This is a genomic window from Hydrogenophaga sp. 2FB (genome assembly GCF_005503365.1).
Lineage (GTDB): Bacteria > Pseudomonadota > Gammaproteobacteria > Burkholderiales > Burkholderiaceae_C > Hydrogenophaga.
The window spans coordinates 21,649-37,487 of record NZ_SCML01000062.1 but is presented as its reverse complement, the minus strand read 5'-3'; the positions used below and the strand labels follow the sequence as shown (position 1 = coordinate 37,487).

General features: G+C 65.6%; 15 protein-coding genes and 2 tRNA genes. 7 read left to right on the top strand and 10 right to left on the bottom strand.

The features are described from left to right. Positions 1-585 (top strand): ABC transporter substrate-binding protein (locus tag FFS09_RS26210; RefSeq protein WP_137921881.1); only part of this gene is annotated, 585 nt, incomplete at its 5' end. 176 nt (positions 586-761) lie between these two features. Here FFS09_RS26210 and FFS09_RS26205 read toward each other — a convergent pair. The 7 genes from FFS09_RS26205 to FFS09_RS26175 form a co-directional block, all read right to left on the bottom strand. Next, positions 762-1,763 (bottom strand): aldo/keto reductase, encoded by a 1,002-nt coding sequence (locus FFS09_RS26205; RefSeq protein WP_137921885.1) that lies wholly within the window; start codon positions 1,761-1,763, stop codon positions 762-764. A gap of 112 nt (positions 1,764-1,875) precedes the next feature. Further along, positions 1,876-1,951 (bottom strand) — tRNA-His (locus FFS09_RS26200). 64 nt (positions 1,952-2,015) lie between these two features. Next, a complete protein-coding gene (locus tag FFS09_RS26195) occupies positions 2,016-3,938 on the bottom strand; it encodes a SurA N-terminal domain-containing protein (protein WP_137921880.1) in 1,923 nt (640 codons plus the stop codon). Positions 3,939-4,024: 86 nt separating this feature from the next. After that, positions 4,025-4,100: transfer RNA gene (locus tag FFS09_RS26190), tRNA-Val, on the bottom strand. Positions 4,101-4,122: 22 nt separating this feature from the next. After that, a complete protein-coding gene (locus FFS09_RS26185) occupies positions 4,123-4,395 on the bottom strand; it encodes an HU family DNA-binding protein (protein WP_137921879.1) in 273 nt (90 codons plus the stop codon). A 291-nt stretch (positions 4,396-4,686) separates the two neighbouring features. Continuing rightward, the gene (locus tag FFS09_RS26180) at positions 4,687-5,781 is read right to left on the bottom strand and encodes a tartrate dehydrogenase (protein ID WP_137921878.1); all 1,095 of its coding nucleotides are present in this window, start codon (positions 5,779-5,781) and stop codon (positions 4,687-4,689) included. Then, positions 5,778-6,674, bottom strand: coding sequence for an alpha/beta fold hydrolase (locus FFS09_RS26175; RefSeq protein WP_137921877.1), 897 nt, complete (start codon positions 6,672-6,674; stop codon positions 5,778-5,780). The genes FFS09_RS26180 and FFS09_RS26175 overlap by 4 nt, the downstream gene beginning before the upstream one ends. A gap of 66 nt (positions 6,675-6,740) precedes the next feature. Here FFS09_RS26175 and FFS09_RS26170 point away from each other — a divergent pair, with 66 nt between their 5' ends. Further along, entirely contained in the window at positions 6,741-7,715 is a 975-nt protein-coding gene (locus FFS09_RS26170; protein ID WP_137921876.1) for a LysR family transcriptional regulator, read from the top strand. Here the strand turns inward: FFS09_RS26170 and FFS09_RS26165 are convergent. After that, positions 7,672-8,568 carry a DMT family transporter gene (locus tag FFS09_RS26165; protein WP_137921875.1) on the bottom strand — a complete coding sequence of 299 codons (897 nt, stop codon included), beginning with the start codon at positions 8,566-8,568 and terminating at the stop codon, positions 7,672-7,674. The two genes, FFS09_RS26170 and FFS09_RS26165, sit on opposite strands and share 44 nt — an antisense overlap. Before the next feature lie 10 nt (positions 8,569-8,578). Beyond that, positions 8,579-9,148 carry a CDP-diacylglycerol--glycerol-3-phosphate 3-phosphatidyltransferase gene (gene pgsA, locus FFS09_RS26160; protein WP_137921874.1) on the bottom strand — a complete coding sequence of 190 codons (570 nt, stop codon included), beginning with the start codon at positions 9,146-9,148 and terminating at the stop codon, positions 8,579-8,581. 299 nt (positions 9,149-9,447) lie between these two features. Between pgsA and FFS09_RS26155 the strand changes: the two genes are divergently transcribed. Both FFS09_RS26155 and FFS09_RS26150 read left to right on the top strand, forming a co-directional pair. Further along, the gene (locus tag FFS09_RS26155) at positions 9,448-10,050 is read left to right on the top strand and encodes a hypothetical protein (protein ID WP_137921873.1); all 603 of its coding nucleotides are present in this window, start codon (positions 9,448-9,450) and stop codon (positions 10,048-10,050) included. Beyond that, on the top strand, positions 10,050-10,781 hold the full coding sequence (locus FFS09_RS26150; protein WP_137921872.1) for a hypothetical protein: 732 nt from the start codon (positions 10,050-10,052) through the stop codon (positions 10,779-10,781). The genes FFS09_RS26155 and FFS09_RS26150 overlap by 1 nt, the downstream gene beginning before the upstream one ends. Positions 10,782-10,816: 35 nt before the next feature. Here FFS09_RS26150 and uvrC read toward each other — a convergent pair whose 3' ends face one another. After that, the gene (gene uvrC / locus FFS09_RS26145) at positions 10,817-12,907 is read right to left on the bottom strand and encodes an excinuclease ABC subunit UvrC (protein WP_137921871.1); all 2,091 of its coding nucleotides are present in this window, start codon (positions 12,905-12,907) and stop codon (positions 10,817-10,819) included. A 154-nt stretch (positions 12,908-13,061) separates the two neighbouring features. Here uvrC and earP point away from each other — a divergent pair, with 154 nt between their 5' ends. The 3 genes from earP (at position 13,062) to FFS09_RS26130 (ending at position 15,813) form a co-directional block, all read left to right on the top strand. Beyond that, positions 13,062-14,144, top strand: coding sequence for an elongation factor P maturation arginine rhamnosyltransferase EarP (gene earP, locus FFS09_RS26140; RefSeq protein WP_137921870.1), 1,083 nt, complete (start codon positions 13,062-13,064; stop codon positions 14,142-14,144). A gap of 149 nt (positions 14,145-14,293) precedes the next feature. Next, positions 14,294-14,848, top strand: a complete 555-nt coding sequence (gene efp / locus FFS09_RS26135) for an elongation factor P (RefSeq protein WP_137921869.1) — start codon at positions 14,294-14,296, stop codon at positions 14,846-14,848. Between the two features lie 86 nt (positions 14,849-14,934). Beyond that, positions 14,935-15,813: an AEC family transporter gene (locus tag FFS09_RS26130; RefSeq protein WP_252374533.1), complete on the top strand. Its 879-nt coding sequence runs from the start codon at positions 14,935-14,937 to the stop codon at positions 15,811-15,813. Positions 15,814-15,839: the final 26 nt, after the last annotated feature.

The following is a 15,839-nucleotide window of genomic DNA, read 5'->3' as shown; positions in this document are numbered from 1 at the left end:
GGCAAGACCGTGACCGTGCTCGCCTACACCGACACCACCTACTACGCCCTGCTCGGCATGCTCAGCAAGGTCGGCCTGACCAAGAACGACGTGAACATCCAGGCCGCCGGCCCCGGGGGCATCTGGCAACAGTTCGCCGCCAAGAAGGCTTCGGCCATGGCCACGGTGCCCGACTGGACCGTGAGCGCGATGGACGCGGGCGCACAGGTCGACATCATGCCGGCCGACCTCTACTTCAAGAGCATGGCCCAGGCCATCCTGGCTTCGGACGAGACCATCGCCAAGAACCCGCAGCTGATTCAGAAGCTGGTGCGCGCCACGGTCAAGGGCATGAAGGACATCATGGCCGACCCCAAGGCCGCCACCATCGCCTACGTGGCGCACGTGCCAGTGCACAAGGGCAAGGAAGCCAGCGTGCAGAAGTCCTTCGAACTGTTCAACCAGTACGTCTACGCCAAGCAGAAGGTGCCGGGTCAGATGGACGAGGCGCGCCTGGGCGAGCTGCAGAAGTTCTACGTGAGCAACGGCATCGTCCCGAAGGAGACGCCGCTGAAGGACCTGTACACCAACCAGTTCGTGCGCTGAGGTTCACACCGGTGCGGGCGTGAACGACGGACTCTTGCGCGCCAGCACGCGCTCGCGCCCGCGCGGGACCAGGTCACGGCACAAGTCAATGCCCCGAACGCCTCGGGTGTGATTGATGCGTAAACACCGGCTTTCTTAGCCGCGCGGGTTCGAGCTCCACGGGATCGATTTCCCGCCTACACCGGCCGTCCAAAAAACGGGTGCGCCGGATCGTTGTAGCCCGGGGTTGACGGGTGCCCTGGCGCCACCCAGGCGTTCACCATCGCTTCGTCTTCGGCGCTGATCGTGAGGTCCAGCGCGGGCAGGTAGTCTTCCCACTGCGCCAACGTGCGCGGACCGGCAATCACGGACGTCACCAGCGGATTGGCCAGCACCCAGGCCACCGCGACCTGCGAGGCCTTGGCACCACGCGCCTGGGCATGGCGCACCAGCTCGTTGGCAATGTGCATCGATGCTTCGCGGAACTCGGTCGCCAGCAGGCGCGCATCGCCACGCCCCGCGCGCGAGTCGGCCGCTGGCGCTTCGCCGGGCTGGTACTTGCCGGTGAGCACGCCGCGCGCCACCGGGCTGTACGGCACCACGCCCAGGCCGTGGTGGGCGCAGGCCGGCAGGATCTCGACTTCGGGGCCGCGGTTGAGCAGGTTGTAGTACGGCTGGCAGACCACCGGCAGTGGCACACCGAGCGCGCGGCACAGGTGCACCACCTCGGCGATGCGCCAGCCGCGAAAGTTGGACAGACCGAAGTAGCGGATCTTGCCGGCGCGCAGCAGATCGCCCAGCGCGCCCACGGCTTCTTCCAGGTTGGCGTCTTGCGGATCGCGGTGCAGATAGAAGATGTCGATGCGGTCGGTCTGCAGGCGGCGCAGGCTGTCCTCGGCGCTCTGCATGATCCAGGCGCGCGAGAGGCCGCCCTGGTTCGGCCCTGGCCCGAAGGCGCTGCCGGTCTTGCTGGCCAGCACCCAGTGATCGCGCTGGCCTTTGAGCAGCCGCCCCACCACCTCTTCCGAAGCACCCTTGTGGTACACGTCCGCGGTGTCGATGAAGTTGACGCCTTGCGCGCGAGCCGAGGCGAAGATCTCCGTGGCTTCGGCTTCGGGCGTCTGGCCGCCGAACATCATGGTGCCCAGGCAGAGGCGGGAGACCTGGAGGTTGCTGCGGCCCAGGTGCCGGTACGTCATGGTCATGGGGGTTGCATTCAAGAAGTGACCGGACCCGGCGCCTGCAGATTCTGGAACGGAGAGGCGCCCAAAGAAAAAGCCCGACACAAGGCCGGGCTTTTTCTGGATTCTTTGGGGTGGCTGATGGGGCTCGAACCCACGACAACAGGAATCACAATCCTGGACTCTACCAACTGAGCTACAGCCACCGCAAGCCGCGAATTATAGCCCGAACCGGATGGCAGTTCGGGCGAGCCTCCGCAGCAAATTCCATCAGCGTGCGGGAGCCGCCGCCACCGCCGCCGGCTTGGGCACCAGGACGCGGGCCTTGAAACGCTCCTCGAGCGTCTTGACGTAGGCTTCGTTTTCAGCCGACGACCACCACTGGCTGTACTGCTGCACTTCCTGGCTCAGCCGCTGCGCATTGCCCGTGTCGCGCGGCAGCACCTGTTCAACCTTCACGACCGCATAGCCTTCATCCGCCAGGTTCACACCGACCCATGCGGGCAGTTGCTTCGGGTCGGCGCGCAACGCGGCGTCCAGCACGGGTTGCGTCAGGCCCTGCGGGTTCTCGCGCGAGACGGTCAGCGCGGCACCCAGACCGGTGCCGGCCGCACCCGACTTCCAGGCCTGCAACTGCTTCTCGCCTTGGGCACGGGCCATCTCGGCCGAACGCTGGGTCACCAGGCGCGCACGGACCTGCTCTTTCACTTCGGCCAGTGCCTGGGTGTGTGCGGATGAATGTTTGACGACGCGCGCCGAGACCAGTTGGCCCGAGCCGGTGTCGATCGCTTCGGTGTTGCGCTTCTTGTCGAGCGCCTCGCTGTCGAACAGCGCGCCCAGCAGCCGCTCGTTGGCCAGCACACCGGTCGTGCCGGCCTGCGGCTGGCGCTGCACCGTGGCCTTGCGGATCTGCAACTTCAGGCGATCGGCCGCGGGTTGCAGCGAATCGGCTTGCTCGTAGACGAGGTTGCTGAAGGTGTCGGCGGCTTCGGCGTACTGCTTCTGCGCCTGCTGCTTCTTCAACTCGGCTTCGATCTCCGGGCGCATCGATTCAAAGCTGCGCACGGGCGGCGCCTTGATGTCGGTGAGCTGGATGATGTGGAAACCGAAATCGCTTTCCACCACGTCGGAGATCGTGCCCTTCTTCATCGAGAACACCGCGTCCGCGAACGGCTTGACCATGGCTTCACGTCCGAAGTAGTCGAGGTCGCCCCCCTTGGCGGCCGAGCCCGGGTCTTGCGACTCGGCCTTGGCCACGGCGGCAAAGCTCGCGGGCTTCTCGCGCACCTGGGCCAGCAAAGCCTCGGCGCGCTTGCGCACGGCGGCCTTGTCGTCGGCAGAGGCGCCCGCCGGCACGGTCAGCAGGATGTGGCTCGCGCGGCGCTCTTCGGTGCCGGACATCCGCGACGCGTTCTGTTCGTAGTAGGTGCGCACGTCGGCTTCGTTGAACACCACGGCGTTCTGCAACGCCGCCGCGTCGAGCACGAGGTATTCGATGTCGGCCTGCTCGGGCGCCTGGAAGCTGGCCTGGTTGGCGTTGTAGAAGGCTTCGATGTCGGCGTCGGTCGGCTTGACTTGCGCGGCAAAGTCGGCGGCGGCGAAACGTGCCACGCGCACTTCACGGCGCTCAAAGAAGGCGTTGAGCGAAATCGAGGCCAGCGCGGTGGGCGCAAAGCCCGAGCCCAGAATGCCTTGCGACACCTGGCGCTGCGACAGGTCGGCGCGCACGCGGGCTTCGAACATTTCAGGTGTCATGCCCTGGCGGCCCACCAGTTGCCGATAGGCCTCGACATCGAGCGAGCCATCGGGCTTGCGCAGCGTGGCGATGGCTTCGTTCTGCTGCAGGTCGCGCGCCAGGCGTGCGTCGCTGGTGTAGAGGTTGAGCTTGTCGGCGGCGGTGGCCAGCAGGCGCTGGCGCACCAGGCGTTCCAGCGTGGCGTAACGCGCGGCTTCGCTGTCGAGCAGGCGGGCGTCAAGCGTGGGCATGGCCTCGCGCAGGCGTTGCGATTCCTGCTGGTGCGCCTGGTCCCATTCGGTCTTGGTGATCTCCTTGCCATTGACCGTGGCCACTGGCTCGCCGCTTTCGTTGAAGCGCGTGTAGCCTTCGATACCGAACAGCACGAATGAGGGAATGATCAGGATCATCAGGAAGCCCATGAGGTACTTCTTGTGATTGCGAATGGTGTCAAACATGCCTTGAATCCTGCTGTGTGAATGACCGAGTGGCATTGCCGTTGCCGGCAACAAAAAAGGCGAACCCTGGTTCGCCTTTTCGATGGTGGTGGGTGCTGACGGGGTCGAACCGCCGACCTACGCCGTGTAAAGGCGCCGCTCTGCCAACTGAGCTAAGCACCCCACCGGAAACCGGGTGAATGCTTCAGTTCAGAGCATCCTTGAGTGCCTTGCCCGGGCGGAACTTCGGCACCTTGGCGGCCTTGATTTTAATCTCGTCGCCCGTGCGGGGGTTGCGGCCTTTGCGAGCAGGACGTTTGGTCACAGCGAAGGAGCCAAAACCGACCAACGACACGGTGCCACCCTTTTTCAAGGTGGTGCGGATAGCGGTGATGGTGGAGTCCAGTGCACGCGTTGCAGCCGCCTTGGAGATGTCGGCGTGCTTGGCAATGTGTTCGACGAGTTCGGTTTTGTTCACAAATAGCCCCTCTTGATTGAGATGAATGTTCAGGTTGGACAGGTGTTTTTTCCGGAGACGGCGCAGGCCGCTGGCAAAAAACCTGATCGCTCTAGACCGCAAGACGACACCAACACCGTGGCAATCGCTGAGTGATTAGACCCACGGCGCGCAAGCCCTGTCAATACACGACGGGCCATGGCGCAACACCTGCGGCGCAAGAGGCGAGATTCTAGACGCATTCATCGGCGCGGCGCGGCGCGCAACAAAATGTCGCGGCCCTGATCACGCTGCACTGCACCACTGCCACGTTCACGCGCGATGAAGAGCCTCGGCGATCGCGCGGCCCACGTCGCGGGTGCCCGCGGTGCCGCCGAGATCGGCCGTGCGCGGCGCGCCGCTGCCGGGCTGCAGCACGGCTTCGATGGACCGCATCACCGCGTCGTGCGCACCACGGTGGCCGAGGAAGTCGAGCATCATGGCGCCGCACCAGATCTGCCCGATCGGGTTGGCGATGCCCTTGCCAGCGATGTCTGGCGCGGAGCCGTGCACCGGCTCGAACAGCGAGGGGTGTTGGCGCGTGGGGTTCAGGTTGGCGCTGGGCGCGATGCCGATGGTGCCGGTGCAGGCGGGCCCGAGGTCGCTCAGGATGTCGCCAAAGAGATTGCTGCCGACCACCACATCGAAGAAGTCGGGGCGTTGCACGAAGTGCGCGGTGAGGATATCGATGTGGAACTTGTCCACCTTCACATCCGGGTACTCCTTGGCCATCTCGATCACGCGCTCGTCCCAGTAGGGCATGGTGATGGCGATGCCGTTGGACTTGGTGGCGCTGGTCAGGTGCTTCTTGGGCCGTGAGCGTGCCACCTCGAACGCGTGGCGCAGCACGCGGTCCACGCCGATGCGCGACATCACTGTTTCCTGCACCACGATCTCGCGCTCGGTGCCCGCGTACATGCGCCCACCAATGCTGGAGTATTCGCCCTCGGTGTTCTCGCGCACGATCACCATGTCGATCTCGCCGGCCTCGCGCGGGCTGCCGTCGCGCCGCACCACGGGCGCGGTCACGCCGGGCATGAGTTTTGCCGGACGGATGTTGACGTACTGGTCGAACTCGCGGCGGAACATGAGCAGCGAGCCCCAGAGCGAGACGTGGTCGGGCACCTTGTCGGGCCAACCCACCGCACCAAAATAGATCGCGTCGTGCCCACCGATCTGGTCCTTCCAGTTGTCGGGCAGCATCTTGCCGTGGTGTTCGTAATAGTCGCAGCTGGAAAAGTCGAAGTGGTCGAACTGCAGGTCGATGCCGAACTTCGTGGCCGCGGCCTCCAGGACACGAAGGCCCTCGGGCATGACTTCGGTGCCGATGCCGTCCCCGGCGATGACGGCGATGCGGTGTTTGCTCATGGTTGTTCCTTCTGGACGGTTTGGAAAAAAGACAGGGCTTCGGCGATGAGGCGATCGGGCGCTTCTTCGGCGATGTAGTGGCCACACGGCAGGCTGTGGCCCGACACATTCACAGCGCGCTCGCGCCACAGCGCCAGCACATCGAAACAGCGCGCCACGGTGCCATGCTCGCCCCACAGCACGCGCAGCGGCTGGGAGAGCTGCCGCCCGGCGGCAATGTCGGCGCGGTCGTGTTCGAGATCGATGGTGGCACTGGCACGGTAGTCCTCGCAGATGGATGTCGCGGTGCCTGGCTGCGCGGCGCAGCGCTCGTATTCGGCCAGCGCAGCCGGGTCGAACGCAGCCAGCCCTGCATGGCGGCTACCCATCACGCTGCGCACGTAGCGCGCGGGGTTGGCGTCGATGAGCGCTTCGGGCAAAGGCGGTGGCTGGATCAGGAAGAACCAGTGCCAGTAGGCGCGCGCGAAGGCTTCGCCGGTCTGCTCGTACATCGCCAGCGTGGGTGCGATGTCGAGCAGCAGGAGCGAGCGCACCGCGTTGGTGTGGTCGACCGCGAGCCGGTGCGCCACGCGCGCCCCACGATCGTGCGCGAGCACATCGAATCGGTGGAAACCGTGGTGCGCCATGACGGCGATGGCATCGCGCGCCATCTCGCGTTTGCTGTGGGCATGGTGCGCCGCATCAGCCGCAGTCCGCGCCGAATCGCCATAGCCGCGCAGGTCCATCAGCACCAGCGAGAAGTGTTTCGCCAGCGTGGGCGCCACGCGATGCCACATGGCCATGCTCTGCGGATGACCATGCAGCAACAGCAGCGGTGGACCTTCGCCACCGATGCGGGTGTGCAGAGGCACGCCATCGCGCTCGACGGTGTGGGATGTGAAGTGGTTCAACATGGGCGCCAGCATAGCCCGACATTCAGAAATAATGCAGCCATTGATTACTTCCAAAAAGGAAACAATATGGACCGCCCCGATCTGGAGCTCGTGCTCGCGGTGCGCCAGCATGGCAGCCTGGTGATGGCGGCTCGGGCGCTGCGTGTGGCGCCCTCGGCCGTCACCAAACGGCTGGCGGCGCTGGAAGCGCAGTTGGGCATGCGGCTGTTCCAACGCACCACCCGGCGCGTGAGCCCCACCGCCGAAGGGGACACGCTGTGCGAACGCGCGGTGCAGTTGCTGCGCAGCTTCAAGGAGGTCGAGGCCGAGTTGCGCGAACGCCAGGCGGAGCCTGCCGGCCCCGTCCGCGTGGTCGCCACCTTCGGCTTTGGCCGGCTGTGGGTGGGGCCCGCGTTGGCGGCGTTTCAGTTGCAACACCCGGGCGTTCAGGTGCAAGTGCAACTCACAGAACAGTTGCCCGATCTGGCCGTGGAAGGCTTCGATGGTGCGATCTGGCTCTGGAACGCGCCGCGCGAGCGCGCGGCCGAATGGGTGTCGCGCCGCCTGGCGTCCAACCAGCGCGTGCTGGCCGCATCACCCGCCTACATCGAGCGCCATGGCACGCCGCGCACCCCGCAGGATCTGGCCCAACACGCGTGCCTGGTGGTTCGGGAGAACGACGGTGGGCCCGGGCAACGTTTCGATCATTGGCGCCTGCAACGCGGAAACGATGCGCAGGTGCAGCACGTGCCGGTGAGCGGCCCGATGTCGAGCAATTCGGGTGAGCTGGTGCGCGACTGGTGCCTCGCGGGGCATGGACTCATGCTCCGCAGCCTGTGGGACATCGCACCCCAACTCGCCAGCGGCGAACTGGTGCGGGTGCTGCCGACGTACGCCATGCCCGACGCCGACATCCACTGGCTCGCGCCCTACCGCTCGCAGAGCCCACGCCGGATCCGGCTGCTGGTGGACTTCCTGGCCGAGCGCTTCCGCAAAGAACCCTGGAAACGCGGGGCGGTCAGCGCGCCGCCCGCACCACCAGGCTCACGCCGAACGCGGTGAGCGCCGTGCCGGCCAGGGTGACGGCGGTGATGGGTTCGGCGAACAGCACCCATGCAATCAACGCGGTGCACGGTGGCACGAGGTACATCAAGCTCGTGACCGAGGCCGCCGCGCCCCGCTGAATCAGCATGTAGAGCAGCGAGCTGCCGCCCAGCGTGAGGCCCAGCACCGACCAGGCCATGGCGCCGATGAGCTCGCCGTTCCAGTCCATCCGTTCGGCTTCCAGCAGCGCGAGCGGCAAGGTGACGAGCAGCGCCGCCAGCAGTTGCACCGCGTTGGCGGTGCGCACGTCGCACGCGGCAACGAAGCGCTTCTGGTACAGCGTGCCCACGGTGATGGCGAACAGCGCCATCACGGCGAACGAGAGGTTGAGCCAGTTCGCCTGATCGCCCGGCCCACCCGCGCCGAACTTGCGCGAGACCACCAGCACCAGGCCGGCAAAGCCCAGCACCAGGCCCAGCCATTGGCGCTTCGACACTTTGGAGCCGGTGCCCGAGAGCCAGATGGCGGTGAGCACCGGCTGAAGACCCACGATGAGCGAAGACAGGCCCGAGCCCATGCCGGCCTTCACCGCCGCCCACACGCCGCCAAGGTAGCCCGCGTGCATCAGCACACCGGTGACAGCCAGATGGAACCACTGGGCGCGGCTGCTGGGCCACTTCACGCCGGACAGAAGAATCCAGGGCAGGAAGCAGGCGATGGAGAGCGCGTAACGCACCGCGAGGAACTTCATGGGTGGCGCGTGCGGCATGCCGTAGCGCGCGACGATGAAACCAGTGCTCCAGATCAGCACGAACACCCAGGGCATGGCGCGCAGCCATGCGTTGTCTTGCGTGGACGTCGGGGCGTTCATGGCCGCTTCCTCAATGCGACTTGGAGCGGATCTCGGGGATGGCCTTCTGCAGGTAATAGACCATGGACCAGATGGTCAACACGGCCGAGATCCAGATCAACCAGGTGCCCCACACCTGCGTGTCGATGACGCCGAACAGCGTGCCGTTGAACAGCAGGAAGGGAATCGCAATCATCTGCACCATGGTCTTGACCTTGCCGATCATGTGCACGGCCACGCTCTTGGTCGCACCGATGATCGCCATCCACTCGCGCAAGGACGAGATCGCGATTTCTCGGCCGATGATGATTAGCGCCACGAACACGTCGGCGCGGTCCAGGTGCACCAGCACCAGCAGGCTGGCGCACACGAGGAACTTGTCGGCCACCGGATCGAGGAAGGCGCCGAAGGCCGAGGTCTGGTTGAGTTTGCGGGCCAGGTAGCCGTCTGCCCAATCGGTCAGCGCGAACACGATGAACATGACAGTGGCGATCAGGTTCTGCTCCGCAACGCTCATGTTCTCCAGATAGAACACCCCCACGATCAACGGGATGGCGACGATGCGTGCCCAGGTGAGCAAGGTGGGGATGTTGAAGAACATGGCTGGGATTATGCGTTGACCGCAGCTGCGGCGTCTTTTCCCGGGACGCCCGCTTGATGTGCAAATTAGTACATCTGAAGTATTCAAAAAAGCCAGGCCTTCTGGTTTGATCGCTGCCGCGCTGACCCACGCGCTGGCAAGCCCGCTTCCTTCGAGCGAAGTGAACCGCCGGCCAGCACCCGCCCCGATGCCTCGCGGCGACCAGGTCAGACACCGTTTTTCCAACCTCAACGACCGCGCTGCGGGGCCGGTCGTTGGCTCTGGTCTGCACGCCCCGCGACATTGCTTCAACACATCTCATGAACGTCACACACACTTTTCTCGCATCCCTTGTCGCGCTGTCTCTCACCGCCTGCGGAGGTGGCGGCGGGAGTGGCGGAAGTGGCAGCGGCGCCAACGCGAGCGCACCCACCGATGCACCCCTCTCGTTGACCGAGTTCGCAGGCATCTGGAAACCCAACACCCCGGTCGCGTGTCTCGCCAACTTCCCTTACAACAATGCCTACCGCTACCACTTGCGAGACGTCAACGTCACAGTGGAGGGCGCATCGCTTCGCATTGCTTTCGCGGCCTTGGTGTTCGATGACGCCGCCTGCATGGTCAAGCGCGGCCTGGTCACGGACACCATCCTGGTGTCGCCTGTGAAAACCGTGCTCGATGGTCGCGACAACGTGATGAAGGGCACTGGCGCCTGGACCGCCAGTTCGAGCGGAGCCGACGGCGGCCTCGGCCTCGTGCTGAACAAGCTCCCCGATGGCACGCTCAGCGAGATCGTAGGCAAGAAATTTCTCGCGGACGTGAAGGACGCCAAGCTGTTCCTCAGCATCGCTGGCGGCGCGCTCCCCCTTGACGGCACGGGCTACCCGACCCAGATCGACGGCACGAAGTTCCTGGTCCGCTGATGTTCACCCATCCACCACGCTGGCCGGTGCCGATCATCGTCGCGGCCATGCTGTGCGCCTGTGCCAGCACGCCCACCACCGAAGCCCAATCGCCCACCGCAACGCCCTTGCGCGTGACCTACTCCCAAGCATCCCCGAGCGGCTACCGACTCAAGAGCACCCCCGAAGAAATCACCATCGTGAGCCGTTCCACCACGGGCAAAGCGGTGGCTGCGCAGGTCTTTCTCAACGTCGCCATGCTCGCACTGGTTGGCGGCATCGGCGTGCAACCCTTCAGCAAGGACGACCTTCGAGGAGATCGCATCGAAGACGTGACCCACCGGGACCATCTTCGCAACCCGATCCCCACCGACTTCGTGACGCGGCTGCAGGAAAAGGTCGACGCTGCCATTGCGAGCAATGCCGCGTTGACCAACCGCGTCTATGAAAATCCTCTGGTCGTTGCCGGAGGCAGTTCGAGTCTGGTCTACCACGCGCTGACGGGCACCGACGAAGAAACCTACCAGCTCCAGACGAAACTGGAGGTGTTCAAACGCCGGGAAGGTCCCAACTTCTGGACACTCAGTCCCAATGTGGTGGTCGACTGCAGCGACGTCTCTGCCGAGCCCTTGCCCCGCACCCGCTGGGCGCAAGACGACTACCAGCTTGTTCGACAGTCGCTGGATGAGACGCTCGACGCTTGTGAAGCCCGCGTGATGGCCAGGCTGCCTGAACTGCTCACCGAAAATTGACATGGCTGGACACGGCGCAACGCCGTGTCCAGCGCTCAATGCAGAGCCCGGTAGATGGCATCCGCCAACTCGGTCGAGATGCCTTCCACCGTGCTGAGGTCTTCCACGCTGGCAGAAGCCACGCCACGCACACCCCCAAAGCGCTGCAACAACCGCGCGCGCTTCTTGGGGCCCACACCCGGAATGTCTTCGAGTTTGCTGCCCCCCGTGCGCACCTTCGCGCGTTGCGCGCGCATGCCAGTGATGGCGAAGCGGTGGGCTTCGTCGCGGATCTGGGCCACGAGCATGAGTGCGGCGGAGTCGTGGCCGAGGTACACCTTCTCGCGGCCATCGGCGAACACCAGCTCTTCCAGGCCGACCTTGCGGCCCTCGCCTTTTTCCACGCCGACGATGAGCGACAGGTCCAGGCCGAGTTGCTCGAACACCTCGCGCGCCATGCTCACCTGGCCCTTGCCGCCGTCGATCAGCACGAGGTCGGGCATGCGCGGTCCGGCGATGGACTCGACGGTCGGCTCGGTGGGTGAAGGCTCCTGATCGGCGAGGGCAACGACCGGCTCGGCCCGAACAGTGGCGTCGGGTTGCGCATCGACGGGGATCTCCACCTCCGGCGTCGCCACCTCTCCAGCCCCTTCTTCCCGCATCGCCTCGGCGATCCGCCCGTAGCGTCGCAACAGCACCTGGCGCATCGCGGCGTAGTCATCGCCCGGAGTGATGCCTTCGATCTTGTAGCGGCGGTACTGGCTGTTCTGCATCTTGTGGCCTTCGAACACCACGCACGAGGCCTGGGTGGATTCACCGGCGGTGTGCGAGATGTCGAAGCATTCGACACGCAACGTGTCGAGCTGGTCGTCGGGCAGGTGCAGCGCGTCGGCCAGCGCTCGGGTTCGGGCTTGCTGGCTGCCTTCTTCGGCCAGCAGGCGCGCCAACGCGATGTCGGCGTTCTTCTGCGCCATTTCGAGCCAGATGCGGCGGTGCTCGCGCGGGTGGTGCACGGCGTTCACCTTCGCGCCGATCTGTTCGGTCAGGGCGTCCAGCAGCGATTTTCCCACCGGGTGGCTGGTCACCAGGGTGTGCGGCATCGCCACGCCCAGATAGTGCTGCGCGATGAAGGCCTCGAGCACCTGAACGGCCACGCGCTCGGCGGGGTCGGCCGGTTTGGCGCCTTCCTCGCCCTCCTCGGCCAGCGCGTTGCCGATGGCGGTGGCGTCGTCCACGTGGGCGGGGAAGTAAGGCCGGTCGCCCAGATGGCGGCCGCCGCGGATCATGGCCAGGTTCACGCAGGCGCGACCGCCATGCACCTTCACCGCGAGCACGTCCACGTCCTGGTCGGACACGGTGTCCATGGCCTGCTGGTGCAGCACGCGCGAGAGCGCGCTCATCTGGTTGCGGATCTCGGCCGCCTGTTCGAACTCCAGCTTCTCGGCGTGCGCGAGCATGCGCTGCTCCAGCGTGTCGAGCACGGCCTGGGTTTCGCCGCGCAGAAAACGCTCGGCGTCGAGCACGTCCTGCGCGTAGGCCTCGTGGTCGATCAGGTCGACGCAGGGCCCGCTGCAGCGCTTGATCTGGTACAGCAGGCAGGGCCGCGTGCGGTTGGCGAACACCGTGTCTTCGCAAGTGCGCAAGCGAAACACCTTCTGCAACAGCGTGATGGATTCCTTTACCGCCCAGGCGCTGGGGTAAGGGCCGTAGTAGCTGTGGCGGCGGTCCACCACGCCCCGGTAATAGGCCATGCGCGGGAACGCCTGCGATGGCGAAGGGATGCGCGCCGAGGGCTTGAAGACCTCGCGCGTGCCGGTGATCTTGAGATAGGGGTAGCTCTTGTCGTCGCGGAACAGGATGTTGAACTTGGGGTTCAACGTCTTGATGAGGTTGTTCTCCAGCAGCAGCGCCTCGGCCTCGGAACGCACCACCGTGGTTTCCATGCGCACGATCTTGCTGATCATGTGGCCGATGCGCGTGCCGTCGTGGGTCTTCTGGAAGTAGCTCGACACGCGCTTCTTGAGGTTGCGCGCCTTGCCCACATAGAGCAGTTGGCCCTGGGCATCGAAGTAGCGGTACACGCCGGGCAGCCCCGGCAGGGCCGCCACTTCGCTCAGCAGTTGGTCGGAATGCGTGTTGTCGGACATGGGCGCGTATTGTGGCCCGACGCTCCCGCCCCCATCTACAGATGGGCTTCATCAGCAATGGTTTCGCCCCTCACACGCCTTCAGCGGCCCTGTGGGCCTCATAGGCAGCGCTTGCAAACGGTCGCCCGGCCGTCCAGCCCCGACAATCGCGGTCATGCGTTGGGACATTTTCTGCAAGGTGATCGACAACTTCGGCGACGTCGGCGTGTGCTGGCGGCTCTCTGCCGAGCTGGCGCGCCGGGGTGAACACGTACGCCTGTGGCTCGACGACCCACAGGCCCTGGCCTGGATGGCGCCCGGCGCGCTGCAAGGAAACGTGCCCGGCATCGAGGTGCTGCACTGGACCTCGCCGCTGCCCGCAAACGACCACCCGCCCGCCGATGTGTGGATCGAGGCCTTCGGCTGCGAGCCCCCACCCGAGTGCGTCGAAGCCCTCGCCGCCCAGGTGGCGGGCGGCGCGCGCGCGCCGGTCTGGATCAACCTCGAATACCTCAGCGCCGAGTCCTACGTGGAGCGCTCGCACCGCCTGCCCTCGCCCGTCATGAGCGGGCTCCTGCGGGGCCTCGTCACCAAATGGTTCTTCTACCCGGGTTTCACCCCGCGCACGGGTGGCCTCTTGCGCGAGAACGATCTGCTGGCGCGGCAGGCGGCGTTTGACGCGGAGGCCTGGCTGGCCGACCTGCGCCTGCCCGTGCGCGCCCACACGCGCCGCGTCAGCCTGTTCTGTTACGAACCGGCCGCCCTGCCCGCCGTGCTGCAACAGGCCGCAAGAGATGAAACGCCCAGCGACTGGCTGGTCACCCCCGGGCGGGCCTGGCACGCGGCGCAGGCCGCCGGTGCACCCACCGACCCGGGCTGCCAGTTGCATGCCCTTCCCCTTCTGACCCAGCACGACTTCGACCACCTGCTCTGGGTGACCGACCTCAATTTCGTGCGGGGCGAAGACTCGTTGGCGCGCGCTCTCTGGGCCGGCAAGCCCTTCGTGTGGCACATCTACCCGCAACACGACGACGCGCACCACGCCAAGCTCGAGGCTTTTCTGGACTGGCTTCAAGCACCGGCCACCCTGCGCGACTTTCACCGCGCCTGGAACGGCATCGGCGCGGCGTCGGCCATCTGGCCCGACGCCGGCACCCTGGAAGCCTGGGGCGACTGCGCCCTCGCCGCACGGCAACGCCTGCTGGCCCAGGCCGATCTGTGCAGCCAGCTGCTCGGCTTCGTACTGGAAAAGCGATAAAATTCGAGGCTTTGCGGAAAACCGGGCCGGATTCAAGCCCACCCCGATTCCGCCAGCCGTCTGCCTCGCCGCACAGACCGCCACCATCAGCTCAGTTTTCGGGTGTCCAGCGCACACCGGGAGCACGCGGCCCAACCGTTGGAACCCCTATGAAAATCGCTCAAGAACTCCGCGCCGGCAACGTCATCATGCACGGCAAGGACCCGATGATCGTCCTGAAAACCGAATACAGCCGCGGTGGCCGTGGCGCTGCCACCGTGCGCCTTAAGCTCAAGGCCCTGTTGAACAACATGGCCACCGAAGTCGTCTGCAAGGCCGACGACAAGATGGACCAGATCATCCTGGACAAGAAGGAGTGCACCTACTCCTACTTCGCCGACCCGATGTACGTCTGCATGGACACCGACTACAACCAGTACGAAGTGGAAGCCGAAAACATGGGCGACGCCCTGAACTACCTCGAAGACGGCATGACCGTTGAAGTGGTGTTCTACGACGGCAAGGCCATCTCGGTCGAACTGCCCACCAGCGTCGAGCGCGTCATCACCTGGACCGAACCCGCGGTCAAGGGCGACACGTCCGGCAAGGTGCTCAAGCCCGCCAAGATCGCCACCGGTTTCGAAGTCGCCGTGCCGCTGTTCGTGGCGCAAGACGACAAGATCGAAATCGACACGCGCACCGGCGAGTACCGCAAGCGCGTCTGAGCGTTTGTCGCACACGACGAACCCTTGAAAAAGGCTCCTGCGGGAGCCTTTTCGCTTTCCGACACCCGTTCACCCTCTTCGCCCACATGGACCTGATCGCCCGCATCGCCGACGTCATCATTCCGGTGTTCCTGATCGTGGCGATCGGCTTTGCCTACGCGCGCCGGCAAGCGCCCGACATGGGCACCTTCAACCGCATCGCGCTCGACGTGCTCGCGCCCATGCTGGTGTATTCGGCGCTCGCGTCGCGTGACTTCGTCATCGCCGAGCACCTGGTGCTTCTCGTGGGCGGCGCGGTGATCATCCTGGGCAGCGGCCTGCTGGCGTGGCCGCTGGCACGCGCCTTTGGCGCACAGCCGCGCACGCTGGTGCCGGTGGCGATGTTCAACAACTGCGGCAACATGGGTTTGCCGCTGGCCTTGCTGGCGTTTGGCCCGGCACATTTCGGCGCCGCCGTGGCGCTGTTTTCGGTCAGCAACCTGCTGCACTTCTCGCTCGGTGCGCGCATCACCAGCCGCCTGGCGCGCACGCGCGACCTGCTCACCAGCCCGCTGATGATCGGCACCGCGCTCGGCTTTTTCAGCGCGCTGACCGACGTGCGCCCACCCGACATGGTGCTCTCCGGCCTCAAGCTGCTGGGGGACGCCATGCTGCCCATGATGCTGTTCGCCTTGGGCGTGCGCCTGACCGCGCTGACGCGCGAAGGCCTCGCGGTGGGGCTGCTCGGCGCCATGGCGCGCCCCCTCATTGGCCTGGCCATCGCCCTCCCGCTGGCGTGGGCGCTGGGCCTGGAAGGCGCCGCGCGCGGGCAGTTGCTGTTGTTCGCGGCGTTGCCACCGGCCGTGATGCAGTTCATGCTGGCCGACCGATACCACCAGGAACCCGACAAGGTCGGTGCCATGATCATGTTGGGCAATGCGCTGGCCGTGGTCTTCGTGCCATTGGCTTTGGCGCTGGCCCTGTGAACGGCAACTTGAAAAATCCATCTCGA